A 16,912-nucleotide genomic window follows, 5' to 3' on the forward strand; every position below is an offset into this window, starting at 1 on the left:
TCTAACTAATCAATGTTTTGGTCATGGCAGTTAAACATAAAGCCATTAGAGTTGCAGGGTAAATGCCACAAAGGAGAACAAAAACACCATTTAATGTAAACACCGTTTTAGCAATTCCACCACCCTCAATTGGAGCTGTTTGAACTGGCTCATCAAAATACATGAACTTCACCACACGCAAATAGTAGAAAGCACCTACTAAGGATGCCATAACGGCAATAATGGCTAAATACAAATGACCTGAATCAATGAGCGTTTCTAAAATGGATAATTTTGCGGCAAAACCAACTGTTGGAGGAATACCCGCTAAAGAGAACATCAACACCAAGCCCATAAATGCTAACCATGGATTGCGACGATTTAACCCCTTAAGATCATCCAAAGTTTCACACTCATAACCTTGGCGCGACAAAATCATCAACAAACCAAAAGAGCCTAAAGTAGTCAATACATAAGTGACAGCGTAAAACAACGCTCCACTGTAAGCATTGCCATCAAAAATAGACAACATACCTAAAATCATGAAGCCCATATGAGAAATCGTCGAATAGGCCAACATACGCTTCACATTAGTTTGAGCAATCGCAGTTAAATTACCTACCACCAACGAGAGCACCGCCATGATCATGATCATGGGCTGCCAATCCTGAGTTAGCGGCAACAAAGCGCCAACCAATAAACGGAATAACAAACCAAAAGCAGCCAACTTAGGCGCACCAGCAATCATCAAAGTCATGGCTGTTGGAGCACCTTGATAGACGTCTGGCACCCACATATGGAATGGAGCAACACCTAACTTAAATGCCAAACCAGACACGATAAATACAACAGCAAATGCCAAAACTAATCGATTGATGCGAGCATCCCCTACGGCCTTAACAATTTCATCTAAATCAAGGCTACCCGTTGCACCATAAAGCATCGACATGCCATACAACAAGAAACCTGAAGCTAACGCACCCAAAATAAAATATTTCATCGCAGCTTCAGTACTAATGCTTGAATCACGTCGCATCGCCACCAAAGCGTAAGTAGGTAATGCCAATAACTCTAGGCCCAAATACAAAGTCATTAAATTGGAACCTGAAATCATGACGCACTGGCCCAACAAAGCCAATAAACTCAAAACAATAAAATCCACACGGAACAAGCCGCGATCAATCAAATATTTTTTGGAATAAATCAAACTGATCAAAACAGCTAAACAAGCTACTGACTTTAATAAGCTAGATAGTGCATCCACCATAAACAAGCCGTTAAAGGCATGCACAGGTTGATCAACCGCTTGCAAACCAAAAGCAAAACTTAAACCTAACAAGGTAAATAAAGTAACCTTGTATGCAAGCTCAGTCCCGCGTGGCGCATAAAAAATATTGTCATCACTTGCCAAAGGCTCATTCATAAAAGCCGTTAATAACAGCAAGCAAGCTACCGCAGAAAGAACCAACTCCGGCAACAAGGCAATCAAATCAATCGTTTGCATATTTTTTCTTTCCCTTAATCAGGATCAAAGCTTACTAACTGCGACGTGCTTTAAAAGCTCGATCACAGAAACGTGCATGACATCTGTAAATGGTTTTGGATAAACACCCATGCCAATCGTGAAAATGGCCAAAATACCCATCATCAAGAACTCACGCGCATTAATATCAGTCAACTCTGCCACATGCTTATTAGCGACATCGCCAAAGAACACGCGCTTGGTCATCCACAAAGAATAAGCAGCGCCAAGGATCAAAGCAGTTGCAGCCAAAATGCCGATCAAGAAGTCATAGTCAACTGCGGCCAAAATAACCATGAACTCACCTACAAAACCTGATGTCGCTGGCAAACCGCAGTTAGCCATAGCAAACAACACAGCAAATGCAGTGAACTTAGGCATCTTATTCACAACGCCACCGTAATCAGCGATTTGTCGTGAATGCATACGGTCATACAACACACCAATACTCAAGAACATAGCCCCTGAAATAAAACCGTGTGAAACCATTTGAACGATTGCACCCTCAACGCCCATTGGGTTAAAAATAAAGAAACCCAAAGTCACAAAACCCATGTGGGCAATTGATGAATAAGCCACCAACTTCTTCATATCCGCTTGGACTAAAGCAACCAAACCAATATAAATAACAGCTACCAATGACAGCGTAATAATGAATGGTGCCAAATACTGGCTTGCATCAGGTGCAATCGGCAATGAGAATCTTAGAAAACCGTAGGCTCCCAATTTCAACATAATCGCAGCCAAAACTACAGAACCACCTGTTGGCGCTTCTACGTGCGCATCTGGCAACCAAGTATGTACTGGCCACATTGGCACCTTAACAGCAAACGCCATAAAGAACGCCGCAAACAAGAAAACTTGCTCAACGATATCTAACTTGGCTTTATGCCAAGTCAAGATGTTGAATGTATCTGTCACGTTGTAAAGATACAAAATTGCAATCAACGTTAACAACGATCCCAACAAGGTATATAAGAAGAATTTAAATGCGGCATACACACGATTTGGCCCACCCCAAACACCAATAATGATGTACATCGGAATCAATGTGGCCTCAAAGAAAACATAGAACAATAAACCGTCTAATGCTGAAAATACGCCGATCATTAAGCCTGAAAGAATCAAGAACGCAGCCATGTATTGAGCAACGTTATGCGTAATAACCTCCCAAGCAGCAATCACAACGATTACTGTAATGAATGCGGTTAAGAAAACAAACCACATTGAAATACCATCAACACCCAAGAAGTAGTTAATGTCATAACGAGGAATCCAAGCAACCTGCTCAACAAACTGCATAGATGCAGTGCTTGTATCAAAACCAGTTACTAGCGGCAGGGTCACTGCAAAGCTAATCAAAGCACCGATCAAGGCCATCACGCGAACATAGCCTTTGCTATTGTCCGAACCTGTGAACAGAATAATTAAACCGAAAATAACCGGTAGCCAAATTGCGTAAGAAAGAATCATATAAAGGCGCTCTTCTGTTGTGCTTATTTAATCGAGCCCAAATGGGTATATAAAATCCATGTAATCAAGCCAATCAGGCCCAAAATCATGGCGAACGCATAGTGATAAAGATAGCCAGACTGAACTTTGCGAACACTACCAGAGAACCAGCCAACCAACTTAGCACTACCGTTAACAACTAAACCATCAATCAAACCTTGATCTGCGCCCTTCCACAAACCAGCGCCTAATACTCTGGCACCTTTAGCAAATACAGCTTGATTAAAGTCATCTAGGTAATACTTGTTATCGAGAACATTCTTCACAGGTGCAAGCACACGCGCAAAGAACGCAGGTATTTGAGGCAACCAAAGATAGAAAACCGCAGCAGTCACAACACCACCTAGAGCCAAGTAAAGCACAGGACTATGCAATGAGTGCAAAGCCATAGCTACTGGGCCATGGAATGCCTCGGCCAATTCTTTCATAGCATGGTGCTGTTCTAAATTAACAAAAATGGCGCCATTAAAGAATTCACCAAACAACATAGGTTCGATAGCAAAATAACCAACAATCACAGAAGGAATCGCCAACATCACCAAGGGCAATGTCACAACCCAAGGAGACTCATGTGGTTTTTGACCAGGAGCTAATCCATGGTGATCATCATGTGCATCATGATCGTCATGACCATGGCCATGATCATCATGAGGTTGGCCAAAACGCTCTTTGCCATGGAATACCAAGAAGTACATACGGAATGAATAGAAAGCAGTAATAAACACGCCTGCCATTACCGCAAAATAAGCAAAGCCTGAGCCATAAATATGGCTTTCAGCAACCGCTTCAATAATCGAATCTTTTGAATAGAAACCCGAGAAGAAAGGTGTGCCGATTAAAGCTAATGAACCAATTAAAGAAGTAAGCCATGTAATGGGCATGTACTTCCATAAGCCGCCCATATTGCGCATATCTTGATCATGATGCATACCCATAATCACACTACCCGCGCCAAGGAACAACAATGCTTTAAAGAATGCATGCGTCATCAAATGGAATACTGCCACTGGATAAGCAGATACACCTAACGCTACGGTCATATAACCCAATTGAGACAAAGTTGAGTAAGCCACCACACGTTTGATGTCATTCTGAACAATACCCAAGAAACCCATGAATAAGGCAGTAATAGAACCAATGATCAAAACAAACGATAAAGCTGTATCTGTTAACTCAAACAACGGTGACATACGACTCACCATGAAGATACCAGCGGTTACCATGGTCGCCGCGTGAATCAATGCTGAAATAGGTGTTGGGCCTTCCATTGAATCTGGCAACCAAACATGCAATGGAAATTGAGCAGATTTACCCATCGCACCGATAAACAAACAAATACAAGCTACGGTTAATAGATTCCAATCAGTACCTGGCAACATTTGCTGGACTAATACATCCTTTTGAGCAAATACACCGTCATAGCTCATGCTGCCGCTATAAGCCAATAACAAACCAATACCTAAAATAAACCCAAAGTCGCCAACACGATTTACTAAAAAGGCTTTCATGTTAGCGAAAATAGCCGTTGGTCTTGTGTACCAGAAACCAATCAATAAATAAGAGACTAAGCCCACTGCTTCCCAACCAAAGAAAAGCTGCAAGAAATTATTACTCATCACCAACATCAACATGGAGAAGGTAAACAATGAAATATAAGAGAAGAAACGAGCGTACCCCTCATCTTCAGCCATATAGCCAATGGTGTAGATATGAACCATCAGTGAAACAAATGTCACAACCACCATCATCATAGCTGTTAAAGGATCCACCAAGAAACCAACCTCTAAGCTAAGCTCACCTAATTTCATCCAAACATAAATAGTTTCATTAAATCTTGCGCCGGCCATTACATCATTCAAAACCATGAATGACAGCGCGCAAGCAATAGCCACACCAAGAATAGTTACAGTATGAGCCGTTGCTCGGCCAATTAAATTACCAAAGAACTTGGTACCAAATAAACCAGCAATCGCTGACCCCACTAATGGGGCAAGAGGAATGGCCAGTAATACGAGAGGGTTTAACGTAGGAGTCATAGTCATAAAAGAGATTCTGTTAGCCCTTCAGTTGTCCAAGATCCTCAGCATGAATCGTGTCAAGCTTACGGAACATTGTTACCAAAATAGCCAAACCGATCGCAGCCTCTGCAGCAGCCACAGTCAGAATGAAAAACACAAATACTTGGCCAGCCAAATCTCCCAAATAATGAGAGAAAGCGATGAAATTCATATTCACAGCCAAAAGTATTAATTCAAGCGACATTAATAAAACAATTAGGTTTTTACGGTTAAGAAATACGCCAACCACACCAATTGCAAACAAAATGGCACCTAGAACAAGGTAATGAGCCAAAGTAATCGTCATAACGTCTCCCCTGTCCTTAATCTTTTTTAACTGAAGTGTCCGCAGACATACCTGTCACCATGCGCACACGATCTTCTTTACGTGTACGAATCTGCTCAGCAATGTCCTGTGTTTTCGTATCTTTACGGTGACGCAAAGTCAATGCAACAGCAGCAATAATGGCCACCAACAAAATAAGACCCGCCACCTCAAAACTAAATAAGTAAGTGGTGTACAACAAAGTACCTAATGCTTTTGTATTGTTCGCTGCTACATCTGGAGCCAATGCTTGAACAGGCGCAGCAGTACCAACGAATCCACGCACCAACACAATTGCCATTTCAGCAACAATGACTGCGCCCACCAATGAGGCTAACGGCAAGAATTGCTTAAATCCTTTACGAAGATGCTCAAGATCTAAATCCAACATCATCACAACGAACAAGAATAAGACCATCACAGCCCCGACATAAACCAGCACTAAGACAATCGCCAAGAATTCAGCTTGCAACAACATCCAAAGCGCAGCTGCCGTAAAAAACGACAACACCAAGAATAGTGCTGAGTGAACAGGGTTATGCGCCGTAATAACGCGTAACGCAGCAATTACTAAGATTGCCGCAAATATGAAAAAGAGAATTGATTGAGGTTCTAAGATCATCTGTATTTAGCATCCGCTGACTTGTTAGCAGCAATCTCGTCTTCATAACGATCACCAATTGCCAACAACATTTCTTTTGTGAAATACAAATCACCACGCTTTTCACCGTGGTATTCGTGAATGTGTGTTTCAACAATGGCATCAACTGGGCAAGCTTCTTCGCAAAAACCACAGAAAATGCATTTTGTTAAATCAATATCGTAACGAGTTGTGCGGCGAGAACCATCTTCACGCTGATCTGACTCAATGCTAATAGCCATTGCTGGGCAAACAGCTTCACACAATTTACAAGCGATACAACGCTCTTCCCCATTAGGGTAGCGACGTAATGCATGCACGCCACGGAAACGAGGAGACATTGGCGTCTTCTCTTCCGGGTACTGAATCGTAATCTTTGGCTTAAATAAATACTTACCAGTAAGAGCCAAACCTTGGAACAACTCTTTCAATAAAAGGCTGTTCAAAAATTCGCGGATACGTAAAAACATAATCTTATCTCCGCCTTATTTCCAAATATTCCAGGGTGATAACACCCACGCACCCACCAACATCACCCAAAAGATTGAGATGGGAATAAAGACTTTCCAACCTAAACGCATGATTTGGTCATAGCGATAACGAGGGAATGAAGCACGCAACCAGATAACACAAGATAAGAGGAAGAAAGTCTTACCTACTAACCAGAAGAAACCAGGAATATCACGCAACACTGGTGCATCAATAATCGGATCCCAACCACCCAAGAACATAATGGATGTTAAGGCTGCAATCAAAATCATATTGGCGTATTCAGCCAAGAAGAACATCGCAAAAGCCATACCAGAGTACTCAATCATATGGCCAGCAACAATCTCTGACTCACCCTCAACCACGTCAAATGGATGACGATTGGTTTCAGCCACACCAGAAATGAAATAAATCACAAACATTGGTAACAATGGCAACCAGTTCCAAGATAAGAAGTTCAAACCCATACCGGCAAACATGCCCGCCTGTTGCGACTTAACAATATCGCTTAAGTTCAATGTGCCAGAAATAGTCAAAACAGCCGCTAATGAAAAGCCCATGGCAATTTCATAAGAAACCATTTGGGCTGAAGCTCGCATAGCGCCTAAGAAAGCATATTTAGAGTTAGATGCCCACCCCGCCAAAATAACGCCATACACACCAATCGATGTAATAGCCATCACATAAAGCAAACCAGCATTCACATCAGCTAACACCAACTCAGCTTGGAAAGGCACTACCGCCCAAGCTGCAAAAGCTGGAGCAATCACCATAATTGGAGCGACGATATATAAAACCTTGTTTGCTTTACTTGGAATAATGACTTCTTTAAGAAGCAACTTCAAAGCATCGGCAATCGGCTGCAACAAACCCAAAGGACCAACACGGTTTGGTCCTAAACGGATATGCATCCAACCGATAAGCTTGCGCTCCCACAAAGTTAAATAGGCAACACAACCAAACATCGGCAAAACTACCACAACGATTTTCAATAAAGTCCAAACGATTGGCCACAAAAGCGCGCCAAATAGCTCTAAGCCGTGCGTATTAATTGTTTGAATTAGCTCGGTCATGCGCGCTCCACTGTCAATAGACCAAACATAGCGCCTAATTGAGCGCTAGCCACAGTTGCAGCTGACACACGAACAACACCATCAGCTAAACCTTTTTCTTCAGTAGCAGGCAACGTAACACTAACACCTGATTGAGTCACCTTCACTGCATCACCCTCTTTAATTCCCAAGCTTGCAAACAAACTACTTGGTAACCCTGCTTTAAGAGCACGCTTACCATCTTGCGTTAATTGAAGAGCGGGTGCTCGACGCACAATTGCATCACTTGAATGAATAGGTACATCTGCCAAACGCTCCGTCGCCAAAGTTTGCGCATTGATACCAGTAGGTTTTACTGAAGTTGCGTTGTTCAACTGCGCAGCAAAATTAGCAGGAAGTGCCTCAGATAAAACTTCTTCAGAACTATCAAAGTAGTAATTATCCAAACCTAAAACATTACCTAAAACACGCAATACTTTCCAACCAGGTCTCGCTTCACCTAATGGGCGAACGGCCGCCTGAACAGATTGCAAAGTGCCTTCAGCGTTAACAAAACTACCGGATGTCTCAGTGTATGGCGTGATTGGCAAAAGCACATCAGCCACCTCACGCAACTCAGAAGTATCGTAAGCAGTCATAGCAATGACTGTGCCGGCTTTAGCCAAAGTTGATTTAGCTGCTTGCGGGTCAGCCAAATCAAGACTTGGCTCAAGACCCATCAAAATAACCGCCTTCAGATTCTTAGCTAAGGCACCTTGAACGCCAGACTCTGAAACTGCTTTAACAAGATGCGCACCAACAGCATTACCACCTTCAGGCAAGAAACCTAAGGTCGCGCCAGTCTGCTCCGCAATGAATTGAGCATAAGCATGTAACTGAGCAAACTGTGGATGAGCCATAGCAGCAGCACCCAAGAACACACCCTTACGCTCACCAGAGCTTAGGCTATCTGCAATTTCTTTTGCAACAGCACTTACTTTTACATCCGCTGGAGCAGCAACACCTTTTGCCTGTGCAACAGCTACAGCAATACTCGCTAACTCAGCAACCCAATTGGATGGAGCAACAACAGCACTCGCATTAACTGGCATTAACCAATCTTCAGCGCTAGCACCCAAACGAGCAACTTTTAATCCACGCTTTGTAGCAGCACGAGCACGTGCTGCTAGTAACGGTTGATCTTTACGGAAGAAGCTACCAATAAAGAATGCGCGCTGTAATTGACCAAAATCAGCAATTGACATGCCCAACCATGGAGCCCTTGCTGCACCACTGACATCTTGCTGGCGTAGGCGCGTTTCAATATTAGATGACCCTAAACCGCGCACCACCTTCTGTAATAGATATAACTCTTCAACGCTAGACATCGGATGCGCCAAAGCAGCAATAGCATCTGAGCCATGATCAGTTTTAATAGAATTCAATGAACGACTGATGTAATCAAGCGCTGCTTCCCAGCTTGTTTCAATCCAACGGTTGTCTTGCTTAACCATTGGCACCTTAAGACGCTCGGGACTGTTTAAGCCTTCGTAAGCAAAGCGATCTTTATCGCTAATCCAACACTCATTAATTCCATCATTTTCCAATGGAACAGTGCGCAATACTTGATTAGCTTTCGTCTGAAGAACAATATTTGAACCCAAACTATCATGAGGACTTACTGAACGCTTGCGGCCCAACTCCCAAGTACGAGCAGAGTAACGGAATGGTTTACTTGTTAAGGCACCCACTGGGCACAAGTCAATCATGTTGCCAGACAATTCTGAGTCAACCGATTTACCCACAAAAGAAGTGATTTCAGAATGCTCGCCACGATTGAGCATACCCAACTCCATCACACCAGCAATTTCCTGACCGAAACGTACGCAACGTGTGCAATGAATACAACGGCTCATCTCTTCCATAGAAATCAATGGGCCAACATTCTTATGGAATACAACGCGTTTCTCTTCGGAATAACGTGAAGTTGTATTACCGTAGCCAACCGCTAAATCTTGCAATTGGCACTCACCACCTTGGTCGCAAATTGGACAATCCAACGGATGGTTAATTAACAAAAATTCCATCACGGACTTTTGAGCAGCCACTGCCTTCTCAGAATGCGTATGCACCTTCATGCCTGGCGTCACTGGCGTTGCGCATGCGGGCAAAGGCTTAGGCGCCTTCTCCACTTCAACCAAACACATGCGGCAGTTTGCCGCAATCGATAACTTCTTGTGATAGCAAAAATGAGGGATGTGCGTACCTAATTTCTTAGCCGCCTCCATCACCATAGAGCCCTGTTGGACTTCTACCGATTTGCCATCAATTTCGATTTCAACCATCTTTTTTCCCGTCGGTCTCTTCTTAGATGTTTAAACGTAAGCTGGCACAAGACAACGCTTATGATCAACGTGATACGCAAACTCATCCATGTAATGCTTCAACATACCTCGCACAGGCATTGCCGCAGCATCACCTAATGCACAAATTGTTCTACCTTGAATATTGGCAGCCACATCATTTAAAAGATCTAAATCTTCAGGGCGACCTTCACCATGCTCAATGCGATTAACAATGCGCCACAACCAACCAGTGCCCTCTCGACACGGCGTGCATTGACCACATGATTCTTCGTGATAGAAATAAGACAAACGTAGCAAAGATTTAACCATGCAACGCGTTTCATCCATCACAATCACAGCACCTGAACCCAACATAGAGCCAGCTTTAGCAATGCTGTCATAGTCCATGGTCGTTTCCATCATCATTGCGCCAGGAATAACTGGTGCAGATGAACCGCCAGGAATAACCGCTTTAATTTTTTTACCGCCACGCATGCCGCCAGCCAACTCTAACAATGTAGAGAATGGTGTGCCTAATGGGATTTCATAATTACCAGGACGTTCAACATCACCAGAAATAGAGAAGATTTTTGTGCCGCCATTATTTGGCTTGCCCAACTTCGCATAACTCTCACCGCCCACTTTAAAAATAAATGGAACAGCAGCAAAGGTCTCAGTGTTATTAATCGTCGTTGGTTTGCCATACAAACCAAAGCTAGCTGGGAATGGCGGTTTAAAACGAGGCTGCCCCTTCTTGCCTTCTAAAGACTCAAGCAAGGCAGTTTCTTCACCGCAAATATATGCACCCCAACCATGATGCGCGTGCAACTGGAATGAGAAATCTGCGCCTAGAATTTTGTCGCCCAAGAAACCAGCAGCGCGAGCCTCTTCAAGAGCCTCTTCAAAACGCACATAACCTTCCCAAATTTCCCCATGGATATAGTTGTATCCAACTGAAATACCCATCGCATAAGCAGCAATCGTCATACCCTCAATCAACGCATGCGGGTTATAGCGAATGATGTCTCTATCTTTAAAAGTACCAGGCTCGCCTTCGTCAGTATTACAAACAAGATACTTTTGACCAGGGAACTGGCGTGGCATAAAACTCCACTTCAAACCAGTTGGAAAGCCCGCACCACCACGGCCACGCAGACCAGAAGCTTTCACCTCGGCAATTACCGCCTCAGGCGTCATGCCTTCCGTCAAAATTTTACGAAGCTGCGCATAACCGCCGCGAGCCACATAATCTTTGAGATGCCAGTTATCACCAGTTAAGTCAGCCAAAATCAAAGGCTGGATATGGCGATTATGTAAAGAGGTCATGCCGCACCTCCTTGAGCTTTAGCTTTTAATTCCTCGATCAAGGCATCTAACTTCTCATTACTCATGAAGCTACACATAGTTTTGTTATTGACGATAGCTACTGGCGCATCACCACAAGCCCCCATGCACTCACCCTCTTTAAGAGTAAACGTGCCACACGGCGTTGTTTCGTTGTAACCAATACCTAATTTTTTCTTCAAATACTCACCTGCGCGAGTACCGCCAGATAATTCACATGGGAGATTTGTACAAACTGCTAACTTGAATTTACCGACAGGTTTGGTGTCATACATATTGTAAAAAGTTGCAACTTCTTGAATAGCAATTGGAGGCATTTCAAGAATTTGTGCAAGCTCTTCAATAGACTCTGGCGTTACCCAACCATAGTGATCTTGCGCGACAACCAAAGCAGCCATCACAGCAGATTGTTTTTGTTCAGCCGGATACTTTGCAATATTGCGATCGATTTCGGCGCGGGCTTGTGCAGACAACATGTTGTTCTCTTATCCTTTTAGCGGTCAATCTCGCCGAACACAATGTCCTGCGTACCAATAATAGTTACAGCATCAGCCAACATGTGGCCCTTTGCCATCTCATCTAGTGCAGATAAATGCACAAAACCTGGGGCGCGAATCTTCAAACGGTATGGCTTATTAGCGCCATCTGAGATTGCATAAATACCGAACTCACCTTTTGGATGCTCAACAGCTGCGTAAGCCTCGCCTTCAGGCACATGAATACCTTCGGTAAATAGTTTGAAGTGGTGAATCAACTCTTCCATATTGGATTTCATATCTTCACGTTTTGGGCTTGTCACTTTATGGTTATCACTCATGACTGCACCAGGATTCTGACGTAACCACTTCACACACTGTTTAATGATTCTGTTGGATTGACGCATCTCTTCCACACGCACCAAATAACGATCGTAAGAATCGCCATTAACACCTACTGGAATATCAAAATCCAACTGGTCATAAACCTCATAAGGCTGCTTCTTACGCAAATCCCACTCAATACCTGAACCACGCAACATCGCACCAGTGAATCCCAACTGGAATGCACGCTCCGGTGACACCACGCCAATACCAACCAAACGTTGTTTCCAGATACGGTTATCGGTCAACAACGTTTCATACTCATCAACATATGCTGGGAATCGATTGGTAAAGTCCTCAATGAAATCAAGTAAAGAACCCTGACGATTCTCATTTAATTTTTTAGCAGCCTTCTCGCCACGTACCTTGTTGGCTAAATACTGAGGCATCACATCTGGCAAATCACGATACACGCCACCCGGACGATAGTAAGCCGCGTGCATACGAGCACCTGAAACAGCCTCATACATATCGAACAAATCTTCACGTTCACGGAAGGCATACAAGAACACAGCCATCGCACCAACGTCTAAACCATGGCAACCAATCCACAGTAAATGATTAAGCAAACGAGTGATCTCATCAAACATCACGCGGATATATTGAGCTCTAACTGGCACATCAACTTGCAATAGTTTCTCAATAGCCATCACATAAGCATGCTCATTAGCCATCATCGATACATAGTCCAAACGATCCATATAAGGAACGTTTTGAACCCAAGTACGTGTCTCAGCTAATTTCTCTGTCGCGCGATGCAATAAACCAATATGTGGGTCTGAGCGCTGAATAACCTCGCCATCCAATTCCAACACAAGACGCAAAACACCGTGAGCAGCCGGATGCTGCGGGCCAAAGTTAAGTGTGTAGTTTTTAATTTCTGCCATGACTTAAACCCCGTAGCTTTCTTCACGAATAACTCTTGGAGTTACTTCACGAGGGTCAACAGTGACGGGTTGATAAATAACTCGTTTTTGTTCTGGGTCATAACGCATTTCAACGTTGCCAGAAATCGGGAAATCTTTACGGAATGGATGCCCAATGAAACCGTAGTCCGTAAGAATGCGGCGGAGATCATCGTGACCTTCGAACAAGATACCGTAAAGATCAAAAGCTTCTCTCTCAAACCAATTGGCAGAATTCCAAATTGGCGTCACAGAAGCAACTAACGGGAAACTATCTTCAGGAGCAAATACACGCAAACGTAAACGCCAGTTATTTTGCACAGAAAGCAAATGACTCACCACTGCAAAGCGTGGACCTTCCCATGTGGCATTGTTATATTCACTGTAATCCACACCGCACAAATCAATTAGCTGTTCAAAACCCAAGCTAGCGTCGTCACGCAATAGCGTTGCAACATCTAAATAATCCTCAGCACGAACAACTAAAGTCAATTCACCCAAAGCCTCATGCAAACGAGCAACTTTTTTACCTAAAACTTTTTCTAGGCGCTCTTTAAGAAGTGTTAAACGCTCTGACATATCAAGCCTTCCTTGCAATAGTGCTCGTACGCTTGATCTTGGCCTGCAACTGCAAGATACCGTACATCAATGCTTCAGCGGTTGGCGGACATCCTGGAACATAAATATCAACAGGAACAATTCGATCACAGCCACGTACAACGGAGTAAGAGTAATGATAGTAACCACCACCATTAGCACAAGAGCCCATCGAAATAACCCAACGAGGCTCAGGCATCTGGTCATAAACCTTGCGCAAAGCTGGAGCCATTTTGTTGCACAAGGTACCAGCAACAATCATCAAGTCAGATTGACGTGGTGACGGTCTAAAAACTACACCAAAACGGTCTAAGTCATAACGTGAAGCACCAGCGTGCATCATCTCTACAGCGCAGCAAGCTAAACCAAAGGTCATAGGCCACAATGAGCCTGTGCGCGTCCAGTTAATCAACTTATCTGCTGATGTTGTAACAAAACCTTCTTTTAAGATACCTTCAAGTGCCATGTCCAGTCCTTATTCCCAGTTAAGGGCACCTTTCTTCCAGATGTATGCAAAACCAACTACAAATTCCAAAATGAATACAAACATTGAAATGTAGCCAGCCCAGCCAATATCAGTTAACGCTACGCCCCAAGGGAAAAGGAAAGCAGTTTCTAAGTCGAACAAAATAAATAGAATAGCCACCAAGTAATAGCGAACATCAAACTTCATACGCGCATCTTCGAACGCATCGAAACCGCACTCGTATGGAGAAATTTTTTCAGTATCAGGTTTATTCGGGCCAAGAATTTTGCCCAATGTCATTGGCACAAGGCCAACACCAACACCCACTAGGATGAATAGTAAAACGGGAAGATAAGCTTCTAAGTTCAAGAGCGTTCCAATTCGTCGTAACTAGAAAACAACAATTAACAATTTTCGCTAACGGGTCTTGCAGTTTTCTGACGGACTGCAGGATCCAAGGTTATTCTGGTGCCGTCGGCGAGACTCGAACTCGCACAGCTTACGCCACTACCCCCTCAAGATAGCGTGTCTACCAATTCCACCACGACGGCTCTTCGTAAAAACCCTAGGATTTTAGCTTACTAACCCTAATATTTTGAGGTTTTTTACGGTTTTAGCCGTGTTTTATTTAGGAATATTCTGACTAGATCCAGTAACAGGTGCTGTTGGTGCTGCTGAGCTGTTTTTAGCCGTATCGGCAGGCACCTCTGGCGCAACAACTGGTGCTGGAGCACTTGTCCCTGATAAAACCCCAGAATTCTGAGATTTTGTCGAACCCAACAAAGTAATTCCTAAAGTAGAAATAAAGAAAACTGTTGCAAAAATAGCCGTTAAACGAGAAAGGAAATTGGCAGAACCAGCTGCGCCAAACAAACCACCTGAAGACCCGCCCCCAAAGGCAGCGCCCATGTCAGCACCTTTACCTTGCTGCACCAACACCAAGCCAATAACGCCAATTGCCGCAATAATTTGCAAAACAACCAATAAAGTCTTAAGCCATTCCATCTATTTCTCCAAAAAACTAATTCAATCTAATTCAATAATTACTGATTCTCTTGGCATAAAGCCACAAATTCTTCCGCACTTAAAGATGCGCCACCCACTAAACCACCATCGATATCAGGCATTGCCAATAATTCACGAGCATTATCAGGCTTTAAGCTACCACCGTACAAAATAGCTACTTTAGAAGCTGCCTCATCATCAAACTTAGCTAACTGCAAACGTAACTCTCGATGCACATCTTGAGCCTCGGTTGGCGTTGGCACTTTACCCGTACCAATAGCCCAAACTGGCTCATAAGCAATCAAACAACCTGCTATCTGCCCTTGCAAAAGATCTAAAACAGCTTGAAGTTGACGACGAACCACAGCCAAAGTCTTGCCATCATCATGTTCTTCTTCAGTTTCACCCACGCAAATAATCGGCACAAGCCCCGCCTGCAAAGCAGCACGCGCCTTACGCGCAACCACTCCATCACCCTCATGATGGTATTGGCGACGCTCAGAGTGGCCAACGATGACATAGCGACACCCAAACTCACCTAACATTTGAGCACTAACATCACCGGTATAAGCCCCGTAAGGATGATCTGAAACATCTTGCGCACCCAAGGCAATCCTAGAATCTTTCAGCAAACCTTGAGCTTGGGACAAGTACGGGTAAGGCACACATAGCCCAAACTGGGTTTTCGCATCAGAGCGCTTAAACAATGAACCACCAAGAGACAGCATCTCCGCCAACAACGCTTGATTGGAAGACAAACTACCATTCATTTTCCAATTACCAATGATTGTTAAAGGTCTCATCGATTCCTCGCTTAATCAACTGTTAAAACAATTTTGCCAATATGCTGACTAGACTCCATCAATTGATGAGCCTTTACCGCAGCTTCTAAAACAAATGTCTCATAAATAACAGGTCTAATCTTACGCTCTTCAATAAGCGGCCAAACATAAGCTCTTAAAGCTCGCGCGATTGCCCCTTTAAACTCAACAGACCTAGGCCTCAGTGTTGAACCTGTAATGGTTAAACGGCGACGCATGATTTGGTTTGCATCCACCTCAGATGTTTTGCCACCTTGGTGAGCGATCACCACAATACGCCCATCATCCGCCAAGCAATTAATCTCTCTGCCTAAATAAGATCCAGCCACCATATCAATAATGACATTGGCGCCCACGCCTTTTGTAAAGTTTTTAACTTCTTCAACAAAATCATGCGTTTTGTAATTGATAGCTAAATCAGCACCTAGATCCAAACATGCTTTTAATTTGTCATCATTACCAACAGTAACAATGACATCATGACCCATGGCTTTAGCGATTTGAATGGCTGTAACACCAATCCCGCTACTACCACCCTGCACCAATAAAGTCTCCTTACCTCGGCCATCTAAACCTAAGCGTGCCCTATCAAAAACATTGCTCCACACAGTGAAGAATGTCTCAGGCAAGCTTGCAGCCTCAACATCAGAAAGCCCTTTAGGCACAGGTAAACATTGCGCCAAAGGCGCTATGCAATATTCGGCATATCCACCCCCGGCAACTAATGCGCAGACACGGTGGCCAATGCCTAAACTAAAAAAATTATCAGCATGAGTTAAATCACCGCCAACAATTTCACCAGCAATTTCCAATCCTGGTAAATCTGAAGCACCAGGAGGAACTGGGTAGAAGCCTTGGCGCTGCAAAATGTCCGGGCGATTAATGCCAGCAGCTCTAACACGTATTAGAACCTGACCAGAACCTAAGTCAGGCTCAACCAAATCTGGTCGAGTAACCGCCTTAAGCACCTCAGGACCGCCATATTGGCTGATCTCAACAGCACGCATGTGCGTT

Annotated in this window: 17 protein-coding genes and 1 tRNA gene; all 18 read right to left on the minus strand. The window is 43.7% G+C overall.

The window, feature by feature from the left end:
• Position 1: 1 nt before the first annotated feature.
• A complete protein-coding gene (nuoN, locus tag ICV01_RS06530) occupies positions 2 to 1,483 on the minus strand; it encodes an NADH-quinone oxidoreductase subunit NuoN (protein ID WP_215286761.1) in 1,482 nt (493 codons plus the stop codon).
• A 24-nt stretch (positions 1,484 to 1,507) separates the two neighbouring features.
• Complete coding sequence (locus tag ICV01_RS06535; RefSeq protein ID WP_215286763.1) at positions 1,508 to 2,974, minus strand: NADH-quinone oxidoreductase subunit M; 1,467 nt, start codon at positions 2,972 to 2,974, stop codon at positions 1,508 to 1,510.
• A gap of 23 nt (positions 2,975 to 2,997) precedes the next feature.
• Entirely contained in the window at positions 2,998 to 5,049 is a 2,052-nt protein-coding gene (gene nuoL, locus ICV01_RS06540) for an NADH-quinone oxidoreductase subunit L (protein ID WP_215289168.1), read from the minus strand.
• A gap of 19 nt (positions 5,050 to 5,068) precedes the next feature.
• A complete protein-coding gene (gene nuoK / locus ICV01_RS06545) occupies positions 5,069 to 5,377 on the minus strand; it encodes an NADH-quinone oxidoreductase subunit NuoK (RefSeq protein WP_215286765.1) in 309 nt (102 codons plus the stop codon).
• Between the two features lie 16 nt (positions 5,378 to 5,393).
• Positions 5,394 to 6,017, minus strand: coding sequence for an NADH-quinone oxidoreductase subunit J (locus tag ICV01_RS06550; protein WP_215286767.1), 624 nt, complete (start codon positions 6,015 to 6,017; stop codon positions 5,394 to 5,396).
• Positions 6,014 to 6,505 (minus strand): NADH-quinone oxidoreductase subunit NuoI, encoded by a 492-nt coding sequence (nuoI, locus tag ICV01_RS06555; RefSeq protein ID WP_215286774.1) that lies wholly within the window; start codon positions 6,503 to 6,505, stop codon positions 6,014 to 6,016. Before nuoI ends, ICV01_RS06550 begins: the two co-directional genes overlap by 4 nt.
• 15 nt (positions 6,506 to 6,520) lie before the next feature.
• Positions 6,521 to 7,597 (minus strand): NADH-quinone oxidoreductase subunit NuoH, encoded by a 1,077-nt coding sequence (gene nuoH / locus ICV01_RS06560; protein ID WP_215286775.1) that lies wholly within the window; start codon positions 7,595 to 7,597, stop codon positions 6,521 to 6,523.
• Entirely contained in the window at positions 7,594 to 9,900 is a 2,307-nt protein-coding gene (gene nuoG, locus ICV01_RS06565; protein WP_215286777.1) for an NADH-quinone oxidoreductase subunit NuoG, read from the minus strand. The genes nuoH and nuoG overlap by 4 nt, the downstream gene beginning before the upstream one ends.
• Before the next feature lie 30 nt (positions 9,901 to 9,930).
• Positions 9,931 to 11,226 (minus strand): NADH-quinone oxidoreductase subunit NuoF, encoded by a 1,296-nt coding sequence (gene nuoF / locus ICV01_RS06570; RefSeq protein WP_215286779.1) that lies wholly within the window; start codon positions 11,224 to 11,226, stop codon positions 9,931 to 9,933.
• On the minus strand, positions 11,223 to 11,720 hold the full coding sequence (nuoE, locus tag ICV01_RS06575) for an NADH-quinone oxidoreductase subunit NuoE (RefSeq protein WP_215286781.1): 498 nt from the start codon (positions 11,718 to 11,720) through the stop codon (positions 11,223 to 11,225). Before nuoE ends, nuoF begins: the two co-directional genes overlap by 4 nt.
• Positions 11,721 to 11,737: 17 nt before the next feature.
• Positions 11,738 to 12,991: an NADH-quinone oxidoreductase subunit D gene (locus tag ICV01_RS06580; RefSeq protein ID WP_215286782.1), complete on the minus strand. Its 1,254-nt coding sequence runs from the start codon at positions 12,989 to 12,991 to the stop codon at positions 11,738 to 11,740.
• Between the two features lie 3 nt (positions 12,992 to 12,994).
• The gene (locus ICV01_RS06585; RefSeq protein WP_215286784.1) at positions 12,995 to 13,588 is read right to left on the minus strand and encodes an NADH-quinone oxidoreductase subunit C; all 594 of its coding nucleotides are present in this window, start codon (positions 13,586 to 13,588) and stop codon (positions 12,995 to 12,997) included.
• A 1-nt stretch (position 13,589) separates the two neighbouring features.
• The gene (locus tag ICV01_RS06590) at positions 13,590 to 14,072 is read right to left on the minus strand and encodes an NADH-quinone oxidoreductase subunit B family protein (RefSeq protein ID WP_215286786.1); all 483 of its coding nucleotides are present in this window, start codon (positions 14,070 to 14,072) and stop codon (positions 13,590 to 13,592) included.
• A gap of 9 nt (positions 14,073 to 14,081) precedes the next feature.
• Positions 14,082 to 14,441, minus strand: a complete 360-nt coding sequence (locus ICV01_RS06595) for an NADH-quinone oxidoreductase subunit A (protein ID WP_215286788.1) — start codon at positions 14,439 to 14,441, stop codon at positions 14,082 to 14,084.
• A 97-nt stretch (positions 14,442 to 14,538) separates the two neighbouring features.
• Positions 14,539 to 14,623 (minus strand) — tRNA-Leu (locus ICV01_RS06600).
• A 73-nt stretch (positions 14,624 to 14,696) separates the two neighbouring features.
• On the minus strand, positions 14,697 to 15,077 hold the full coding sequence (gene secG, locus ICV01_RS06605) for a preprotein translocase subunit SecG (RefSeq protein ID WP_215286790.1): 381 nt from the start codon (positions 15,075 to 15,077) through the stop codon (positions 14,697 to 14,699).
• Positions 15,078 to 15,115: 38 nt separating this feature from the next.
• Complete coding sequence (gene tpiA / locus ICV01_RS06610) at positions 15,116 to 15,880, minus strand: triose-phosphate isomerase (RefSeq protein WP_215286791.1); 765 nt, start codon at positions 15,878 to 15,880, stop codon at positions 15,116 to 15,118.
• A gap of 11 nt (positions 15,881 to 15,891) precedes the next feature.
• Complete coding sequence (locus ICV01_RS06615; RefSeq protein WP_215286793.1) at positions 15,892 to 16,905, minus strand: NAD(P)H-quinone oxidoreductase; 1,014 nt, start codon at positions 16,903 to 16,905, stop codon at positions 15,892 to 15,894.
• Between the last annotated feature and the right edge of the window lie 7 nt (positions 16,906 to 16,912).

Origin of the sequence: Polynucleobacter sp. MWH-Spelu-300-X4 (assembly GCF_018687515.1) — a bacterium.
Lineage (GTDB): Bacteria > Pseudomonadota > Gammaproteobacteria > Burkholderiales > Burkholderiaceae > Polynucleobacter.